Annotated in this window: 14 protein-coding genes; all 14 read left to right on the top strand. The window is 49.3% G+C overall.

What is annotated here, in order from left to right:
• Positions 1-3 precede the first annotated feature (3 nt).
• The 14 genes from P9J64_02190 (at position 4) to P9J64_02255 (ending at position 19,285) form a co-directional block, all read left to right on the top strand.
• Positions 4-921, top strand: coding sequence for an electron transfer flavoprotein subunit alpha/FixB family protein (locus P9J64_02190; GenBank protein ID MDG5467126.1), 918 nt, complete (start codon positions 4-6; stop codon positions 919-921).
• 50 nt (positions 922-971) lie between these two features.
• Complete coding sequence (locus tag P9J64_02195; GenBank protein MDG5467127.1) at positions 972-2,954, top strand: heterodisulfide reductase-related iron-sulfur binding cluster; 1,983 nt, start codon at positions 972-974, stop codon at positions 2,952-2,954.
• 81 nt (positions 2,955-3,035) lie between these two features.
• Positions 3,036-4,013, top strand: a complete 978-nt coding sequence (locus P9J64_02200) for a nitronate monooxygenase family protein (protein ID MDG5467128.1) — start codon at positions 3,036-3,038, stop codon at positions 4,011-4,013.
• Between the two features lie 451 nt (positions 4,014-4,464).
• On the top strand, positions 4,465-6,423 hold the full coding sequence (locus P9J64_02205; GenBank protein ID MDG5467129.1) for an AsmA family protein: 1,959 nt from the start codon (positions 4,465-4,467) through the stop codon (positions 6,421-6,423).
• Positions 6,424-6,504: 81 nt separating this feature from the next.
• The gene (locus P9J64_02210) at positions 6,505-7,491 is read left to right on the top strand and encodes a glucosaminidase domain-containing protein (GenBank protein ID MDG5467130.1); all 987 of its coding nucleotides are present in this window, start codon (positions 6,505-6,507) and stop codon (positions 7,489-7,491) included.
• A gap of 555 nt (positions 7,492-8,046) precedes the next feature.
• On the top strand, positions 8,047-9,942 hold the full coding sequence (htpG, locus tag P9J64_02215; protein MDG5467131.1) for a molecular chaperone HtpG: 1,896 nt from the start codon (positions 8,047-8,049) through the stop codon (positions 9,940-9,942).
• 471 nt (positions 9,943-10,413) lie between these two features.
• Positions 10,414-12,750, top strand: a complete 2,337-nt coding sequence (gene lon, locus P9J64_02220) for an endopeptidase La (GenBank protein MDG5467132.1) — start codon at positions 10,414-10,416, stop codon at positions 12,748-12,750.
• A 117-nt stretch (positions 12,751-12,867) separates the two neighbouring features.
• Positions 12,868-14,739, top strand: a complete 1,872-nt coding sequence (locus P9J64_02225; protein ID MDG5467133.1) for a PAS domain-containing sensor histidine kinase — start codon at positions 12,868-12,870, stop codon at positions 14,737-14,739.
• A 240-nt stretch (positions 14,740-14,979) separates the two neighbouring features.
• Entirely contained in the window at positions 14,980-15,804 is an 825-nt protein-coding gene (locus tag P9J64_02230; protein ID MDG5467134.1) for a universal stress protein, read from the top strand.
• Positions 15,805-16,293: 489 nt separating this feature from the next.
• Positions 16,294-16,737 carry an Hsp20/alpha crystallin family protein gene (locus P9J64_02235; protein ID MDG5467135.1) on the top strand — a complete coding sequence of 148 codons (444 nt, stop codon included), beginning with the start codon at positions 16,294-16,296 and terminating at the stop codon, positions 16,735-16,737.
• A gap of 38 nt (positions 16,738-16,775) precedes the next feature.
• Positions 16,776-17,165 (top strand): Hsp20/alpha crystallin family protein, encoded by a 390-nt coding sequence (locus P9J64_02240; protein MDG5467136.1) that lies wholly within the window; start codon positions 16,776-16,778, stop codon positions 17,163-17,165.
• A gap of 25 nt (positions 17,166-17,190) precedes the next feature.
• Positions 17,191-17,676, top strand: coding sequence for an Hsp20/alpha crystallin family protein (locus P9J64_02245; protein MDG5467137.1), 486 nt, complete (start codon positions 17,191-17,193; stop codon positions 17,674-17,676).
• Positions 17,677-17,885: 209 nt separating this feature from the next.
• Positions 17,886-18,848, top strand: a complete 963-nt coding sequence (locus P9J64_02250; GenBank protein MDG5467138.1) for a J domain-containing protein — start codon at positions 17,886-17,888, stop codon at positions 18,846-18,848.
• 56 nt (positions 18,849-18,904) lie between these two features.
• Entirely contained in the window at positions 18,905-19,285 is a 381-nt protein-coding gene (locus P9J64_02255; GenBank protein MDG5467139.1) for a hypothetical protein, read from the top strand.
• The last annotated feature ends 68 nt before the right edge of the window (positions 19,286-19,353 follow it).

Consider the following 19,353-nt stretch of genomic DNA (forward strand, 5'->3'; position numbering starts at 1 on the left):
AATATGAAAGCTTTACTGGTAGGTGAATATAGAGACGGAAAGCTGCTCGGTTCGACTTATGAGCTGGTGGCTTTTGCTGAAAAACTGGGTGCCGACAGCGCGATGTTTCTGGTCGGTAGTGAGAGCGACCTGCCTCAATATAATGGCACCCTTTATTTCGCTGACATATCCAAATACAGCGAATTCAATCCAACTGCTCACAAGCAACTTCTCCTTGACGTGATTGCTAAAGAACAGCCCGAGATGATTGTTTTCAGTCATTCCTCTTATGGTTGGGACCTGGCTCCGCGCGTTGCCCTGGCTTTGCAAGCCGCACAGGTATCGGAAGTCATTGATGTTGTCGATGGCAACCTGGTGGTTCCCACCTGCAACTCCAAACTGCGCCGTGATGTGAAGTCGAAGACGACTCAAACCGTGGTGACACTGCAGGGTGGTGCTTTCGGCCTGAGTGGTGAACCGAGTGGCTCTCCCACTCTTGTCAAGGTTGAGACTGATGCTGCCGCACAGGTTGAGTTCGCCGGTTACGAGGCGGTTGAAAAGGGTGGTGTCGATCTGAGTAAAGCTGAAATTATCGTCAGCGCCGGGCGCGGTATTGGCAAGCCCGACAACATCGAAATGATCGCGAACCTGGCCCAGGCGCTGGGTGGCGAATATGGGGCCAGTCGCCCGGTCGTCGATGCGGAATGGACCGAGCACAATCGTCAGGTGGGTACGACCGGTCAAACCGTCTCACCCAAGCTGTACATCGCCTGCGGAATCTCCGGTGCGATCCAGCACCTGGTCGGCATGAAAAAGTCCGAATTCGTGGTTGCGATCAACACCGACAAGGATGCGCCCATAGGTGAGGTTGCTGATATCCTGGCTGTTGCGGATCTGAAAGAATTGGTGCCGGCTCTCACAGAGAAGATCAATAGCCTTTAGTGTCTTGATAGGTTCATCCTTAGACGAGCAAAACGGGGTCAGGGTCGGTTATGGAATTTACGCGTGAAATTTATTGGAATGTTGGTTATGGAGCGGGGACATTAGTCCCTATGTACGCCTTGACTCTGCTTGCGATAGCGGTCTTTGTCTGGGGTTTTCTCCAGAGAATTAAGGTCTATCGTCTCGGCAAACCGTTAAATCGCTCTGATAACAGTGGGGCCCGGATTGTCGGCTTGTTAAAAGATGTCTTGCTGCAGACCAAGGTTATGACCGTTCGCGGCCCAGGCATTGCCCATGGTCTTTTCTTCTGGGGTTTCTTCCTGCTGTTCATAGGGACTTGTCTGATTTTCCTGCAAGCGGATTTCACAGATTTGTTCTTTGATATTAAGTTCCTGAAAGGCACTTTCTATCTCTATTTTTCTCTGGTCCTCGACCTGGCCGGCCTGGTGGCTGTTGTAATGCTGGCCGGTTTGTTTGTGCGCCGTTACCTGGTGCGTCCTGAGGGGCTTGAAACCACAAAAAACGATGCCATTATGCATGGCCTGCTTTTCGCCATTTTGCTCACTGGCTTCTTTATTGAAGGGGCCAGGATGGCCGTAACAGAATTGGGCTCTCCCCTGGCGAGTTGGTCTCCGGTCGGTCTGGTTTTTGCCCGGGGCATGGTGTTTTTGGGTGAGGAGTCTTTAAAGAGCCTGCATGTCGGTTTATGGTGGTTTCATATGGTCCTGGTGGCCGGCTTCATCTTGCTGGTGCCGTTTACCAAGTTCCGCCATATCCTGACCACAAGTGCCAACTATTTCTTTGTTGATCAGGGCCCTAAAGGTAAGCTGACGACGCTCGACTTGGAAGATGAAGCCGTTGAGACCTTTGGTGTGACTCAAGTCTCTGAAATGACCTGGAAGGACATCTTCGATACCGACGCCTGTACACAGTGCAAACGTTGCCAGGACCGGTGCCCGGCACATATGACAGATAAACCGCTCTCACCGATGAAAGTCGTCAACCAGATTGGTGAGGTCTCTTTCAATAGCCCTGGGGACAATCTTGTCGAAACGGTGTCCAGGGATGCTCTGTGGTCCTGTACAACATGTCTGGCCTGTCAGGAGATCTGTCCTGCGTCGATTGAGCACGTCAACAAGATTGTCGATATGCGACGCAATATGGTTCTGATGGAAGGCGAGTTCCCGGGCGAAGAAGTTATGGCTGCTGCCGAGCATGTTGAAGTCAATGGCAACCCGCTTGGCCTCGGTTATGCGTCACGTGGTGATTGGGCGGAGGCGGTAGGCGTTAAGGAACTGGCCAATGACCCTGATGTCGACATCCTCTATTTTGTTGGCTGTTACGCCTCCTTTGACAAGCGCAACATCAAGATTGCCACCAGCTTTGTTAAACTTTGCCAGGCTGCTGGCCTCAAGGTCGGTATCCTCGGTAAAGAGGAGAAATGCTGCGGCGAACCGGTCAGAAAGATAGGTAACGAATACCTCTACCAGTCCCTGGCTGCCGAGAATATTGAGCTGATCAAAAGTTACAACGTGAAGAAGATCGTAACCACCTGCCCACACTGTTTCAATACCCTGAATAAAGATTACCGTGACCTCGGCTTCTCTTTGCCGGTCGAACACTACACGGTCTTCCTGGAAAAGCTGGTGTCCAAAGGACGCCTGAAGCTCCGTAAAGACAGTTTTGACTGTACTTATCACGACTCCTGTTACCTGGGGCGCCATAACGATATCTACGAGCAACCGCGCGTTCTGCTTGATGTTGCCGGAGCCAGGGTTGTCGAAATGGACCAGAGTCAGAGCGAAGGTTTCTGCTGCGGTGCGGGCGGCGGTCGCATCCTGGCCGAAGAGAACCTTGGTGAACGGATCAATAACAAACGTGTCGGCATGGCGGCTGAGACAGGTGCCAACATGTTGGTTTCAAATTGCCCCTTCTGCCTGACCATGTTTGAGGATGGGATTAAAGGCCTGGGGATGGAAGAAAGCATAGTTTCTAAAGATATCGCTGAGGTTCTGGTAGAAAGATTGTCTTAGCCCCTTCTTGTTCATTTTGAATAGATAGATTGGGCTTGTTCCTCACTTGGATTGCAAAGTTTTATAATGAGGCCGTAAACGATGAAGACGAGAATTACCGAGCTCCTTGGAATCGAATATCCTATTGTACAGGGTGGCATGATGTGGGTTGGTACCGCCGACCTTGCTGCAGCAGTCTCTAATGCCGGAGGCCTTGGTATTGTCACCGCATTAACGTTTCCAACCCCTGAAGCACTGGTCAAAGAGATAGCTCGCTGTTGTGACATGACCGATAAGCCATTCGGCGTCAATGTGACAATCTTGCCCTCTATTACTCCACCTCCTTACGAAGAGTATGTGCAGGCAATTATTGAGAGCGGGGTAGGGGTTGTCGAAACCGCCGGCCGGAATCCTGAACCCTTTATGCCCGCTTTTAAAGCTGCCGGAATCAAGGTTATCCATAAATGCACATCGGTACGTCACTCATTGAAAGCCGAAGCGATCGGTTGTGATGCCGTCAGCGTAGATGGTTTCGAGTGTGCCGGCCACCCAGGCGAAGACGATGTCACGAACCTGGTTCTGATCCCTGCGGTTGCCGCCAAACTTTCTGTGCCGATACTGGCCTCTGGTGGTATCGCCAACGGCTACCAGATGGCTGCAGCCTTTGCCCTTGGTGCTGATGGCATCAATATGGGAACCCGCTTTGTCGCAACCCAGGAAGCTCCAGTTCACGACAATATCAAACAGGCTATGGTCGATGCCGATGAACGGCAAACCACTCTGATGTTGAGAACCTTAAAAAACACGGTTCGTGTCTTTAAGAACAAGATCTCTGAAGAGGTCCTTGCCATCGAAGCCAGGGACGGTGCGACTGACTTTGCAGACATTCAACCTCTGGTCGCAGGAACGACTAGCCGAACCAAGGTGCTACAAGAGGGGGATGTCAACGGTGGAATTTGGACGGCCGGCATGGTGATCGGCTTGATTAACGATATTCCGACCTGCGATGTTTTACTGAAACGCATTGTAGCAGAAGCCAAAGAGGCGGCTGAAGTACGTGTCGGCGCCTTACTTCGTTAAGCTGCTTGCCTCGAGAGAGAACTGGACCGTTGCCGCGAGAAGGTCAATCCCATTGGCTGGAAAAGGTGGAGCCTGAACTGTTTTCAGGAGAGGGGAGGCGTATTTTTTCAATGCAGCTGTAAATTAACAGGGAGTTGATTTCAATAAGAAGGGGATTGCGTATGTTGATGTGAGTTCCCGAAGTCGATCCCAAGAAAACCCGCAAAAGCTATCGCTTTGTGGGTTTTTTTGTGCCTGCTTTATGCCGCTTGTCCCACAGCCGGCACGAGGGGTTTGCATGAATCCAACAGAGAAAACTAAAGGTTTCAATTTCTGGGGTCTTCTTTTCAAAGCAGCACTTTCTCTCTAATCCTTATTTGACAATCAGGATACGTAAAGCATAGTTAGTAAATGCCAATCTCTCCTGTGGCCACATCATAAACTTTGATAAGATTCACTAACCACTCGCTACATGGATACCCGCATTGTAATGAGACAGGGAAATTCGGCATATACCAAGTCGATTAAAATAGCACTGAAGGTCTTTGCGGCCCTTGCCACGATCCTTGTCATCATCCTGGTTGCCGGGGCGGTTTATCTGTCGAGCAATCTCGATCATTTCATACAAAGTCTCACCACTAAAGTTGAAGAAAACACCGGCCGAGCTTTCGTGGTTAACGAGGCTGCTTTAGAGCTGTCCTTAAATCCTGAAATCGAGCTCAAGGATGTGTCTCTATCTAATGCAGAGTGGGGCAGCCATAAGCAAATGGTGATGGCCGAAAGCCTTGTGGTTAAGCTCAACCTTCTGGCTTTATTCTTTGGCGAGATATTGTTTGATCAAATACGTTTTGTTGCACCTGTCTTTCACCTCGAGACAAACGCTCAAGGTCGCGGCAACTGGGATTTCCTAGATGTGAGGCTTCCGATCATGAGCGTTAACCATATCGAGGTCAACAAAGGACAGCTCTCTTACCAGGATGGAATGAATGGACGCAAAACAGACCTAAATATTGATCATTTGAACCTACAAAAACTTTTAGAGAGTGACCTTCAAGAAGTTGAAATCAAAGCAAAATACCTGGATAACTCCGTAAAAATTAATGGCAAAACAGGAAGTCTGAAAAACTGGTTTAAAAATGTCCCCTTCATCCTGGATATCAACATTAATTCGGCTGATGCTCAAGCTAGTGTCAAAGGGGAAATCAATCAACCCATTGACTTCAAAGGGCTGAATATCAACATAAATATAGAGGCTGACACCTTGTCGAGCTTCTCTTGGGTGACCGATATAAACTTTCCTCCAGTCGGCCCCGTTGCTTTAGGTGCTCGGCTGTCAGACCAAAAGAATGGCTATAAACTGGATGATTTTTCGGTAGATATTGGCGATTCGAACGTTTCCGGCCCGGTTGAAATCATTACGACGAAAACCCAGCCTATGGTTTCTGCCAAGCTAACTGCCTCGGGCTTCGACACGGCAGACTTTAAAGATAATGTAAATGGTGACATGAAACAGAATTCAGAAGAAGGTTCTCAAGATCAGGCCAAACAGGATGATCCTCTTCCCACCGTTTCCAGCAAGGCTCTACCACTTGGTGCCCTGAAACACCTTGATGCCGACATATCACTCAGCGCAAAGAACAGCACCTTGTTTGCGATTCCAGTACACAACCTGAACCTGAAATTGCTTCTTGAAAACGGCTTACTAAAGATCAGACCCATAACTGCTGAGGTTGCCAATGGGTCGATCAGAGCCGACCTGGTGATCAATGCGTCATCGCAGACAGCAAAGGTTACGGCCAATTTTCTTGCCGACCAGGTTGAATTGGGTGAACTACTCAAGGCACTGTCGGGCAAGGCTCATCTAGATGGTGGTAAAACTGATGTTGAAATAGCGATAAACGGGCAGGGCAGCACCATGAAAGAGTTGGTATCGACTCTGAGTGGGCAAGTGTCTTCTGTGACTGGCAAAGGTCAGATTAACTATGACCTCAGTTTGGCAGGCGAGAACTTAATTTTTAACATTTTTAAAAAGATGAACCCTCTCAAAGAAAAACAGGAAACGACGAACTTGGATTGTATGGTGGCTCGCTTCGACATTGAGGACGGTATAGCCACCATAGACAAGGGGCTGGCATATGAATCGGAATCGTTGAAAATCTTAGGAAATGGGACCATTGATTTGAATTCCGAAAAAATAAATATCTTACTCAGTTCCAAATCGACAGTTGCCAGCTTTTTGCAGGTCAAGGGATCTCTGGGCAAGCCTGAGGTTAAGGTGAATCCTGTTACGGCGCTTCAAAAAGGCACCTCATTGTGGGCGGCAATAATGACCGGAGGAATTTCAATGGCAGCCGAGATAGTCTTTGATTATGTGACTTCGGACGGAAGCCCTTGCGAAATTGCTCAACGAGAAATTAACCCTATAGAGTAGACGCCAAGAACTGGATGCTTTGTGCTCAAAAAAGCCAATAGTCATGAATAACTGCAAAGACGACGTAAAGAGGAACCATTTATGATGGTATCAACGGTGCGTGGGACAGTTGCGGTATTTTTACTGGTCGGGTTCTTCGGATTCCAGACTGTTTGTGGTAGCGAAGACATGGCAACAGCAGAAGCTCCAGTCGTTGCTACAGATCGCCCGTTAAAGCGATTTGATTATGACTCTGTTGTGCAGGTCGAGCAACTCATCAAAGATCTCAACTATACGCCGGAGGCGTGGCAAGCTGGTATCCGCGAAGTGCCCAGACTGTACATTACCAATATCCCCCTGCATTGGCGCGAAAAGACCTCTAAGGAACTCGACGTACAAACAAAGAAGAGGGTCTTTTTCCAGTTCCTGGGGCCCCTGGTCCTGCACTCAAATGAGCTTATTCAAGCTGACCGTGACCGAATTAAATTGATTGTCAAGGCGCTTCGTTCAGGGGCTGCTGTCAACTCCGAAGATCAGGCCTTCTTGCGTGAGATGGCGACTACTTACAAAGTTATCGAAGGTGAAGCCGACCTGACTGATCGTACGCTACAGGACACGCTACTCCGTCGGGTAGACACACTTCCTCCGTCCCTGGTTTTGGCCCAAGCCGCCGAGGAGAGTGGCTGGGGAACCTCCAGATTCGCCGCCGAAGGCAATGCTCTGTTCGGCATGTGGACTTGGAGTGAAAAGGGCGTGGTTCCGTTGCAGCAGCGATCCGAACTCGGTAACTATAAAATCGCCTCCTATGAAACGCCGTTGCAGTCGGTTGTTGCCTACATGAACAACCTGAACACTCATAACGCGTACAGGGAACTGCGGGCTCGGCGGGCAGAGTTACGCAAGGCTGGTGTCAAGGTGAGCGGGCGGGAACTCGCGAATACATTGACATGTTATTCCGAACGAGGTCAGGCCTATGTCAATTCGCTACAATCACTTATAAAAATGAACAAGCTCCAGCTAGCTGACGACGCCTACCTTGGCGACGGACCAACGATACTGCTTATCGCGGTTGGTGAAGGCGCCAACTGAAGCACATGCACTATCGTTCTCCTGATAAACCCTAAAAACCCTTCTGCTTGATAATATTCTCGGTCCTGAAAATGGAAGAAATCCAATCCCGGCTTTCAGATAAAGGGTAGGCCGTTGATGCTATCATTAAAGTGTTGTTGTTTTTGATAGTTGAACATATAGGAATTACCCTAATGATAGCCAATCGGATAATATCTCATATGTTTGGTTACTTAAAGCCACCCCAAAACGAACATGGCTGATCAAACAAAAGAATACTGGAAAACTGAAAACCGGTCGAAACAGAGAAGAGGCTAGAGCTTAAACCCGCCCAAGACGCTGACCCTGAGGAGCTGTCATTATCTTAGCAGATAGCCGCTATCAGATGAAAAATTGGTTCGGCGATTAACGTTAACAAAAAAGTTAACTCTGGCTCTGGAGAGGGTGTGAATTTAAATAGCGAGCCTATTCTTTCTGTTTGACCAGGCATTGGGTTGACATCCATCGCATTGATACTTACTTTAAGCTGCATAACAAAGCCAAAGATCAATTTATTCTTTAGGAGGTAGCACCACCATGTCAGTAAGTAAACGTAAGTTCAAAGCTGAGGTTAACAAGATTCTCGACCTTATGATTCACTCCCTCTACTCGCACAAGGAGATTTTCCTCCGCGAGTTGATCTCCAATGCGTCCGACGCCATCGACAAAGCCCGCTATCTGTCGCTGACCGATAAGGCCATCAACCCGACAGGCGACGACTGGCAGATCGAGTTAATCCCCGATGTCGAGGCTGGCACATTGACAGTGCGCGATAACGGCATTGGCCTGACCCGCGACGAAGCCGCCGAGGCACTTGGTACCATTGCCCACTCAGGCACCAAGGAGTTTCTCAAACTACTCGAAAGCAACAAGGCCAAGGACAACCCCGAGTTGATCGGCCAATTCGGGGTCGGCTTCTACTCCGCTTTCATGGTCGCCGACCAGGTCACTGTCCTGACACGCCGCGCCGACGCAGCGCCCGATGAAGCCATCCGCTGGAAGTCTGAGGCCGACGGCAACTACACCCTTGAAGACATCACCAAGGATACGCGCGGTACCGATGTCATCCTCCATCTCAAGGAGGAAGAAAAAGCGTACTTAAAGGAGTGGGAGATTCGCAAGGTCGTCAAGCAATACTCCGATTTCATCGAGTACCCGGTGGTGATGGAAGTGATCCGCAATCAGCCCGATCCCGATGATAAAGAAAAGACGGTTGAGAAAACCGAGCTTGAAACCCTCAACTCGCGCAAGGCGATCTGGATCAAGGACAAGAGTGAGGTCAGCGAAGAGGAATACAACGAATTCTATAAGCACATTTCCCATGACTTCAACGATCCGGCCAAAACGATTCATTACCGGGCAGAAGGTACCACTGAATTCTCGGTTCTCCTCTACCTGCCGAAGGAACGACCCTTCGATATCCACTATCAGGACTACAAAATCGGTCCGACCCTCTACGTGCGTCGGGTACAAATCATGGATCATTGCGAAGCGATGCTCCCTACCTATCTGCGCTTCGTCAAAGGGGTGGTCGAATCAGCCGATCTGCCGCTCAACGTTAGTCGTGAGATATTGCAGGACAACAAGGTCGTCAGCGTTATCAAGAAGAACATCACCAAGAAGGTTCTCGACACACTGACGGCGATGAAGAACGAGGACCTGGAGGCCTACACCGCGTTCTACGATCAGTTCGGCCGCATCCTCAAAGAAGGGATTCACCACGATTTCGAGCGCAAGGACGCCATCGCCGAGCTGCTGCTCTTCGAGTCGACCAAGACCGAGCCGGGCAAGAAAATCACCCTTGCCGAGTATGTTGAGCGCATGGCAGAGGAGCAAAAAGAGATTTACTACATGACCGGCCCCGATCGGGCTACTGCCGAGTCGTCCCCTTATCTGGAAGTTTTCAAGGAGAAGGGTTTAGAGGTGTTGTTGATGACCGACGACATCGACGATCTCATTATCAGCAGCCTGGGGAAATACAAGGAGAAAGAGCTTCAGTCAGCCGTCAAGGGAGACCTTGATCTGGGTGACGGCGACAAGAAGGAAGAGAAACAAAAGGAGTACAGCGACCTGCTGGTGTTGATGAAGGAGCAGCTCAAGGACGTGGTCGCCGAGGTGCGTGTCTCAGGACGGCTCAAGGACTCAGCGGTCTGCCTGGTTGCTGGCGAGCATGATCTTGACCCGCAGATGGAAAAGATGTTCCGCGCCATGGGCCAGAACGTCCCCCAGGGGCAACGTTCCCTCGAAGTTAATCCTGACCACCCTCTGATTACAAAAATGCAGGCGCTCTTTGTCGCCGACGCCAAGGACGACCGGCTCAGTGAGTATGTCGACCTTCTCTATGATCAGGCTTTGTTGCTTGAAGGCGACCGCCCGCGTGATCCGGTGGCCTTTGCCAAGGCAATGTCCCAGTTGATGGCTGAGGTGGCATAAAGTACCACGATTTTTCGAGAAACATTGAACCGCCCGGCAGAATGAATGTCGGGCGGTTTTTTAATGCGTAAAAGTTAGCTTAGATAATTAAACACCAGCAAGCTGAGGTTGCCGTGATTTAACTTGTACCGATCGATAGACATGCCCTCAATTTTTAACGTTCTACCTATCCTTAGGTAGTATAAGGAACAGCTGCTGGTATAATTTCAGAAAACTTCAAAGTTGTGGGTCAAGAACGAGGTTTTTGGATTTTTGCAGAAGGGCTTGTCGCGAAGTGGATAAGCTGCAGCAAAGCGTGTGTCAAAGGTGTACCACTAACGCATCCTCTTGTTTTGACAGGTTTTGGTGTTAGCCTGAAGAGGCAGACGAAAGAGCGCTGAGATCCTAAATATCAGAACATACGTGTAGTGCGGTTTTTGATCTTTAAATACAAAGGTATTGAACGGGTCGCGGGATTAGGGGCTAAAAAGTATGGACTCTCAAAGTCAGACATACACATTGCCAGTCTTGCCTTTGAAAAATGCCGTGTGCTTTCCTGGCTTAGCTATGCCTGTCACAATTCAAGACCCTGCCGCAGTCCATGCCGTTGAAGCGGCTTTGGCTGTTGAGCTAAAGAGAGTTGCTCTCTTTGTCCAGAAAAATATCAACCAAACAAACCCCAGGGGCAATGACCTCTACTCAATTGGCACCACGGCAAACCTCACCGTCGTGGCAAGGTTTGGCTCAACCCTGCAAGTTATCATCCAGAGTCTTGAGCGCGTCGAAGTTGTTCATTTTACCCAGCAGCAACCTTTCCTGAAAGCCCAAGTAAGACCAGAACCGGTGACAACAAGGCAAAGTGTCGAGAGTGAGGCATTGCAGCGAGAGGTCCTTGACCTATCCGGTCAATATCTAGCTCTCAGCAACCCCGATGTTGACCACAAACTCCCGCTTGTGGTCGCGTCGGGCGTAGGCTTTATGGTGACCGTTTACACTTTGGCCAAACTGCTGCAGCTTGATCTGGCTAAGGAACAAGCCCTGCTGGAAGCGCCGGATGACAACCAGGCCATGTCGACACTCCGGGGGTTTCTGCGTCACGAAATTCAGATTCTTGAGGTTCGCAAGAAAATCTCCGATCGTGCAAATGACACAATGAGCAAGGAACAGCACGATTATATCCTGCGCGAGCAAATCAGAGCCATGCAGCAGGAGTTAGGAGAGGGGACCCCGGAGACAGAGACCTCTGGCTTAAGAGAAAAACTCGCGCAGAGCTCTTTGCCGGAGAGTATTCAAGCCGAGGTTGAAAAAGAGATGTCTCGTCTTGAACAGCTTCCCTCCTCGTCACCGGAACACCAGGTCCTGCTCTCCCATTTGAGCTTAACCCTTGATCTGCCGTGGGACAGGGTGACAACCGATAACCTCGACTTACAGAATGCTCGCCAGGTCCTTGATGAAGACCACTACAATTTGAAAGAAATAAAAGAGCGCATTGTCGAACAGCTTGCCGTCATGAAACTCAACCCGCAAGCCAAGTCTCCCATTCTCTGCCTGGTGGGGCCGCCGGGAGTCGGCAAAACCTCACTGGGGCATTCAATCGCCAGGGCATTGGATCGTAAGTTTGACCGGTTCAGCCTTGGTGGCATGCATGACGAAGCGGAACTTCGTGGCCACAGGCGTACATATATAGGGGCTATGCCGGGCAGAGTCATTCAGTCCATTCGCCGGGCAGGGACCAAAAACCCGCTGATCATGCTCGATGAAATCGACAAACTCGGCCATGACTTTAGAGGTGATCCAGCTTCTGCATTGATGGAAATTCTGGATCCGGAGCAGAACAACACGTTCCACGATAACTACCTTGACCTTCCTTTCGATCTCTCCAAGGTGTTTTTTATTACCACGGCCAATACGGTCGATGCCATTCCCAAACCCTTGCTCGACCGGATGGAAACGCTACATTTAAGCGGCTACAGCGATGAGGAGAAAATCGAGATTGCGAATCGGTATCTCTTCCCCCGTCAGAGAAGCGAAGCGGGCCTGCAAGACGATCAACTCTTTCTCCCGGAAGAAACCCTGGCAACGATCATTCGACGCTATACACGTGAAGCTGGAGTCCGCGAACTCGAGCGCATGCTGGGTCGTCTGGCACGAAAGGTTGCGGTTCCCTTTGCCCAGGGAGAAACGTCTCCGTCCACCATTGGGATCTCCGATTTGCCGGAGATGCTTGGCCCTGAGCGTTTTTTTGCAGAGCAGCTTCGCCAGAACCTTCTACCCGGAGTCGCCACCGGGCTGGCCTGGACAGAGGCTGGTGGCGATGTCCTTTACATCGAAGCCATCGAACTTCCAGAAGGTGAAAAGTTGACGATGACCGGCCACCTCGGTGAAGTGATGAAAGAATCGGCCATTGCCGCGAACAGCTACGTACTTTCTCACTGCCAGGAATTCGATATCAAAAAAACCGCAGAAGCCGTGCATATTCACGTCCCGGCGGGCGCCATCCCCAAGGATGGCCCCTCTGCCGGGGTCACTATAGCGACAGCTTTAGCCTCTCTCTACACGGGACGGGTTGTACGCAACGACACAGCGATGACCGGAGAAATTACTTTAAGTGGGCTGGTGCTGCCTGTCGGTGGCGTCAAGGAAAAGATCCTCGCCGCCAGGCGGGCCGGCATCAAGCGCGTGATCCTTCCGCGTGAGAATCAAAAGGACTTGACCTCGCTACCGGACGAGGTCAAGGCCGAGATGGACTTGATCTTCGTTGAACGGATTGAAGACGTTTTGTTCGCTGCCTTTCCTTCGGAACACATTGAAGAAACAAGACAGCAATAAATAATAAAATCTGTCTGACAACACGGTGCAAAGCCCAGCACCTGACGCACTCTGCTCCTTACTGGAAGAGGGTGCGAAAATATCGATTGAAGCTTTGTAGACGAGGGAGAGATTGAAATGGCGACCCAGTTCTCAGAATGCGGGCCAACACCTGTTGATCAGGGTTGGTACAAAGCACTTGCAGACATTTCGCCGGTCGGAATCTTTTTCACTGACGTCGAGGGGCATTGTCTCCATGTCAACCGCCGTTGGTGCGAAATTTCAGGACTTTCTCCCGCACAGGCAGAAGGTAACGGGTGGCTTCTGGCTATTCATGAAGAAGACCAGGAAAATGTTTCAGCACGCTGGCAGACCTCTATCAGGAACAACCAACCCTTTTGGGCCGAGTATCGTTTTTCGTCACCTCAGGGCAAGGTAACTTGGGTTGTTGGCAATGCCCGTGCGGTCCTCTCGGAAGACGGAATTGTCACCGGACACGTCGGAACGATAACGGATATTGACAAGAGCAAAACACAGCTTGTTGCCCTGGAGCAGCTCAGTACTCGGTTCAAAACGATCATCGAACAAATGCCGGTGCTCTTGTTTGCCTTTGATTCTCAAGCTCGATTATGTGCATGGAACAACGAAGCCGCGCGGATTACAGGCTATACCGCCAGTGAAATGATTGGTAATCCGGAGGCAATGGAACTGCTTTGTCCAGATCCTGATTATCGGAAGAAAATGTTAGACCTCTACAAAAACAAAGGAGATTGCTACCGTAATTGGGAATGGCAGTTGGTCGCAAAAGACGGCGAGGTGAAAGACATCGCTTTTTCAAATATTTCAAGGAGTCATCCCGTTGATGGGTGGGCAAATTGGGGCGTCGGCATCGACATAACATCCCTTAAAGGAGCAGAAAGAAAATTACACGAGCGCGTCAAGGAGTTAACCTGTCTTTACAAACTCTCTGTTAGGTCAAACCGTCCCAATCTTGATCTGGACGAATTCCTTCAGGATGTCGTTGAAATCATTCCCCCGGCCTGTCACTACCCGGAAACAACCTGTGCCCGGATTGTTTTTAAAGAAAAGATCTTCCAGAGCGAGGCTTTTGCTGTATCAGCATGGAGGCTTTCAAGCGACCTGAATGTCCGCGGCCAAAAAGTAGGACTCATAGAAATCTATGATAAGGAGCAACACCCACCCATGGCAGATGGCCCTTTCCTTTTAGAGGAACGCCTGCTGATCGATGAAATATCATTACAGGTATCAAGGACCATCAGCCATGTTTTGGCTAAACAGGATCTAAGGTTGCTCGATGAGCTTACGGCCAAAACGGAAGAACTCGAGCAGTTTGCTCACACCATTTCGCACGACTTAAATACTCCCCTGGCAGCAATTGCAGGCTTTGCCGAGCTACTCAATGATCGACTCGCTAAAGGTGACCTTGGTCAGGCCCATATTTGCGCTGAGCGCATCTCAGAGATCACAGGCCGCATGGAACATCGCATCAATGAACTGCTCAACCTTGCCAAAATAGGTAAAATTATTGAGCCGACTGATGAAGTCGATTTTGGCGAAATCATCGACGAAGCGATCAATATTCTGGCACAAAGATTAAGCGATAGTTGCATAAAGGTGACAAAGGATAAGACCTTCCCGAAGGTCCTGGGTGATCGGGAACGCCTGCTTGAAGTCATTGAAAACCTGCTGGACAACGCCATCAAATATATTGGTCAACAACCAAACCAGGTTGAAATCGGCTGTCGGTTCGAACCTGGCCAAACCGTATTTTTCGTCAAAGATAACGGTATTGGTGTTCAAGAGAAACATTTTGACACTATTTTTGAACTTTTTAAGCGACTTGATAAAGACAGCAATGGAAACGGAACCGGGTTGGCCATTATCAAAAGAATCATTGAAGCGCATGGAGGACGTGTCTGGGTAGAGTCTGAAGGATTAGGCAAAGGATCCTGTTTCTGTTTCACCTTGGGCCACGTTTTTTCTGACTGATGCATTGATGTTTCATATGCAACGTCAGAAAGAAAAACAGGCCCTTGAGGAGGCCTGATTCTCCGGACATCTTTGGCTTGGGTTTGTTTGACATGAACTTTCCGCCTGATATAAGGATTAGTATGGGCTAACCACATTCAGGGCCCGAATATTAGGATTGAAGATGTAGAGCATTACTGCAAAATCAACACGGCTTTGTGAAACCAGAACCCTAAGAAGACGGTCGTATAAGGGGGCACCATGAGCTACAAAACCATACTTGTTCATATCAATTCAGACAAACGTTGTGCAGCGCGCCTTGAAGTTGCTATTCAGTTGGCTAAGAAATACGAGGCCTGTCTGGTTGGGCTACACGCATTTTTTCCATACACCCCACCCGGATACATAATGGCTCATATGGGGGCTGAGGTAATCGCGGCCCAGCAGAAGCTTGCTACCGAGGCCATGTCACAAACGGGAGAGGCTTTTCATAAACAAACTTCAGCTGCTGGCTTAGAGAATAAGGAATGGCATACTGCTCACGATGACCCAGTCTCTGCCATGTCATGGCAAGCACGCTATGCTGATCTTCTTGTCATTGGTCAGACTACAGACGACTCGGGAATCGATAAGGATTTCCCAGAACGTTTAATCCTTGCTGCCGGGCGACCAGTCCTGGTTGTGCCGGAAGTTGGTGATTTTCCCTGCGTAGGAAAGCGTATTATTATTGCGTGGAATGCAAGTTGGGAGGCAGCACGCGCCGTTACTAATGCGATCCCTTTTCTCAAGCTGGCAGACAAGGTCTATGTTATAACGGTCCAATCAAAAGCGAGCGAGAACGAAAGCATCTCCACGGAACAGATAGTTCAGTATCTCTCTCGTCATGGTGTCGGCGTCGAGGTGGAAGAGAGCCATGGTGTCGAAATCGGGGTTGCCAATGAACTGCTGTCACGAGCATCAGATTTATCTGTCGACCTGCTTGTCATGGGTTGTTATGGGCATTCTCGAGTCAGGGAGTGGATTCTCGGTGGTGCGACCCGCACCACATTGGAATCAATGACCATTCCGGTACTCATGTCCCACTAGTGTAACGTGAAGAGTTCGTTTGAATTTTTAAAGGTGTGCCTGGCCAAATCCTCGCAGGCACTGTTTTTTTTTGATTTCCCATTGTCTAGACCTTCATGTCGTCTCTCGTTTTTCTCCCGGTTCGCAGCCCTTGACAACTTCAGCTCTTAACGGGTGAGAAGTCTTGCTGCCTTGCTGTTCTCCTCAAGCGTTTTCCCTCGACCTCTGTTTTGGTTGGTGAGTTCATCACAATTAGGATGGAGTTCCATCTCCAAGCAACCCTTCTGAAATAAGTAACAATATCGATCATTTGTTTTGCTGATTTAAGAGCATATCGTGCATTAAAAGAAACCCTATTTTGTAAATGAGAAGTTGTTGAAAATTTACTCAACTTACTGTTTTTGTGTTTATTTTGTTTGTCTGTTGACATCTTAAAGTCTGGTGATAAGAGTACTGATAGAGGGGGCAATTTTTGTTAAACAGGCAAAGCCAATAGAGGAGGAGCTAGCCATGGAAATGGACATTTTAAAAGAAATGGAAAGTTTGCGTCGAGAAATTGATGGTGCTTTCAAAGGGTTTGGAATGGGGTCTTTTTTAGAACCTTCATTTCTCCCGGGTATGGGTTTGAAACGATTTCCCCAGATCAATGTTGCGCAAGACAATGACAACGTCTTCGTTGAGGCTCTTGTCCCTGGCGTCGAGGCCAAGGACCTTGATCTGACAGTAATGCGCGGTGTTTTAACCCTCACCGGAGAGCGCAAAGAAGAAACCGGTCCTCAACGAACCTGGCATCGTCGCGAGCGCGGCCATGGCAAGTTTATGCGGACCGTAGACCTGCCTTGCGATGTTGACGCGGACAAGATTGTCGCCAAGTTCAGCAACGGCGTCCTTTTGGTTACGATGCCGATTCAGGAACAGGCCAAGCCAAAGAAAATTTCAGTCAAAGCCCACTAAGACATGGATGCCAAGAAAAGAGTAGCGGAGGTGACGTCATGGGACAAAAAGATATTTCAGTAAGAGGCGGTCGCGAACTGGAAGGCCGTGAACAGACTCACGATCTTTTCATCCGGCCCGCTGTTGACATTTTTGAAACCGACGAGGGCTTAACCCTGATGGCTGATTTGCCTGGGGTTGGCAAGGAGGACTTGAACGTCGATATAGAGCAGGGGCTTTTGACTGTTCAGGCCAAGGCCAAAACAAATCTTCACGCTGAGTCTAGGCAGCGTGAATTCTTGCCAGGCAACTTCTACCGGCAATTTCAACTGGCAGAGATTTTTGATGCCGAAAGGATTTCGGCGGAAATGAAGAACGGGGTTCTGACCCTTCACGTGCCCAAATCCGAAGCCGCCAAACCTCGACATATAGAAATCACCGTATCATAACCGCCGTCAGAGGAGGTGATAAGCAATGACACTTCGAGATATAATTCCATGGAAACACAATAAGGATATCAGCACAGAGAGGCGAACGGGCCATCCTCTGCAACGGCTTCACTGGGGGATTGATCGCTTGTTTGATGATTTCATGCAAGACTGGGATTGGCCTGCAACGTTGGAAGAGGGGGTGCTTGCGCCTCGCACCGATGTTTCTGAAACCGATAAAGAGGTGACCGTAACGGCGGAGATGCCTGGTTTGGATGAAAAAGATATTGATGTCTCTCTGGAACGGGATTCTATTGTTATTCGAGGCAACAAAGAGTCCAAAAAGGAGGATGAAGGGAAGTCCTATTATCGTGTAGAGAGGGCCTACAGCTCTTTTTACCGTGCGATTCCATTGCCTTGCGAAATTGACGACAAAAAGATAAAAGCAGTTTATAAAAAGGGCCTTTTGACAGTGCATTTGCCCAAAGCTCATGATGTAGCTCGAAAGCGTAAACAGATTGAAATTCATTAGGATCAGCGAGTCGGTTCTGGTTTCCAAGGTGTGGTGCTTGTCCTTCAGGTGTCACACCTTGTTGTTTGTCTTTTAGGGATTGGGCCCTCAGGCATTGTTGTCAGTGTATTCAGGGGCGCAACAGGGGAAACTTCATGAGAGCAAGGCTGTGAAATGGGCCTGGACTTTCACAGTTTTTCCGCCCCTTGATTGTGGCGTAGGGTGACCCCGTGGAATTCAAAGATTATTACAAAATTCTGGGCGTGAGTCGCAAAGACGGTACGAAGGAGATAAAAAAAGCCTATCGTAAGCTGGCACGGAAATATCATCCTGACATCAACCCCGGTGACAGCGCGGCCGCACAAAAATTTCAGGACATCAACGAAGCCCACGAGGTACTCTCCGACCCTGAAAAACGTCAGCAATACGATCGCTTTGGTTCACAGTGGCAACAATATCAGAGAAGCGGAGGTAAGCCTGAAGACTTTAACTGGGGGGAAAGACCTTTTTCACAAAGCAGGAGTTACACCTACAAAACGGTCAACCCTGAGGATTTTGAAGAACTGTTTGGCACCAGAGGCGGCTTTTCGGATTTTTTCAACAACCTGTTCGGTGGAGCAAACCAGCAGCGAACCAAAAGTGGTGTTGCAGAGAAACGTTTCTACCGTGAAATGCAATCAAGGCAGGGTGGAGATCAAGAACATTCCCTCCAGGTGACACTTGATGAAGCCTTTCACGGTTCAAAGCGCGTACTGGAATGGTCTGGTGGCCGAAAAATTGATGTCAAAATTCCTCGTGGGGTCAAGACCGGATCGCGGGTTCGACTTAAGGGACAAGGTGGAGCCGGTGTCGGGGGAGGCAAAGCAGGGGACCTTTATCTTCTCATCGAAGTTTTACCCGACAAACGTTTTCTGCGCGACAATGATGATCTAAAAACCACTGTTCAAGTTAATTTATTCACAATGTTGTTGGGCGGCAAAAGCGCGGTCCCGGGCATTGATCGAACGGTCACTCTGGAGATCCCCCCCGAGACTCGAAATGGCCGGGTATTCCGCCTGCGAGGCATGGGAATGCCAAAGTCCAGTCACCCGAACCAGAGGGGTGATCTTTACGTGACAGTGGAGACTCTTCTGCCGCAGAATCTGACAGACGAAGAGAAAAAACTAATTGAAAAGTGGAAGAAGATCCATTGATTGAAGTGCGTAATTCTGAAAAATTCATTCTGTTTCTGTCAGCAGGGAGAAGAGCCATGAAACAGTACCCTCTTACAATTTCCCGTAATCCTACTGCAACTCATTTTGAATATAGCCTTGTCGCTCAGCTAGTTAGGGTTTCTAAAGAATTCATTCTTCAGTGCGAGCGTGAAGAGTTGATCAAGGGGCGGGTTATGCTTCACGGTGTGAAAGGCCTTTGTTATGACGACGTCAACAGGCTTAAAATGATTCGCTTCCTGCACGAAGATATGGGCCTGGATCTTGGCGCTGTAGATTTTGTGTTGCGATATCGTGAGCGGCTCAAGATGATGAAACGGCAGATTGATGAAATGGAGTGTCGTCTTCAGCAAAAGGAGATGGAGCATCAAGCTGAAATCCTCGCTCTCTGTCGTCATTTGCAGCAAAGTGACAAATGAGTCGAACGTTTGCGGGGGGAGGGGGGCTGTTTCAGACCAGGAGCAACAAGACCTTTTCTGCAGCACCA

This window comes from Deltaproteobacteria bacterium IMCC39524 (genome assembly GCA_029667085.1).
Taxonomy (GTDB): domain Bacteria; phylum Desulfobacterota; class Desulfuromonadia; order Desulfuromonadales; family BM103; genus M0040.

What these genes read in the sequence shown, in the direction of transcription:
- P9J64_02190 (MDG5467126.1), top strand. Translation starts at nt 4, where the DNA reads ATGAAAGCTTTACTGGTAGGTGAATATAGAGACGGAAAGCTGCTCGGT.
- P9J64_02195 (MDG5467127.1), top strand. Translation starts at nt 972, where the DNA reads ATGGAATTTACGCGTGAAATTTATTGGAATGTTGGTTATGGAGCGGGG.
- P9J64_02200 (MDG5467128.1), top strand. Translation starts at nt 3,036, where the DNA reads ATGAAGACGAGAATTACCGAGCTCCTTGGAATCGAATATCCTATTGTA.
- P9J64_02205 (MDG5467129.1), top strand. Translation starts at nt 4,465, where the DNA reads ATGGATACCCGCATTGTAATGAGACAGGGAAATTCGGCATATACCAAG.
- P9J64_02210 (MDG5467130.1), top strand. Translation starts at nt 6,505, where the DNA reads ATGATGGTATCAACGGTGCGTGGGACAGTTGCGGTATTTTTACTGGTC.
- htpG (MDG5467131.1), top strand. Translation starts at nt 8,047, where the DNA reads ATGTCAGTAAGTAAACGTAAGTTCAAAGCTGAGGTTAACAAGATTCTC.
- lon (MDG5467132.1), top strand. Translation starts at nt 10,414, where the DNA reads ATGGACTCTCAAAGTCAGACATACACATTGCCAGTCTTGCCTTTGAAA.
- P9J64_02225 (MDG5467133.1), top strand. Translation starts at nt 12,868, where the DNA reads ATGGCGACCCAGTTCTCAGAATGCGGGCCAACACCTGTTGATCAGGGT.
- P9J64_02230 (MDG5467134.1), top strand. Translation starts at nt 14,980, where the DNA reads ATGAGCTACAAAACCATACTTGTTCATATCAATTCAGACAAACGTTGT.
- P9J64_02235 (MDG5467135.1), top strand. Translation starts at nt 16,294, where the DNA reads ATGGAAATGGACATTTTAAAAGAAATGGAAAGTTTGCGTCGAGAAATT.
- P9J64_02240 (MDG5467136.1), top strand. Translation starts at nt 16,776, where the DNA reads ATGGGACAAAAAGATATTTCAGTAAGAGGCGGTCGCGAACTGGAAGGC.
- P9J64_02245 (MDG5467137.1), top strand. Translation starts at nt 17,191, where the DNA reads ATGACACTTCGAGATATAATTCCATGGAAACACAATAAGGATATCAGC.
- P9J64_02255 (MDG5467139.1), top strand. Translation starts at nt 18,905, where the DNA reads ATGAAACAGTACCCTCTTACAATTTCCCGTAATCCTACTGCAACTCAT.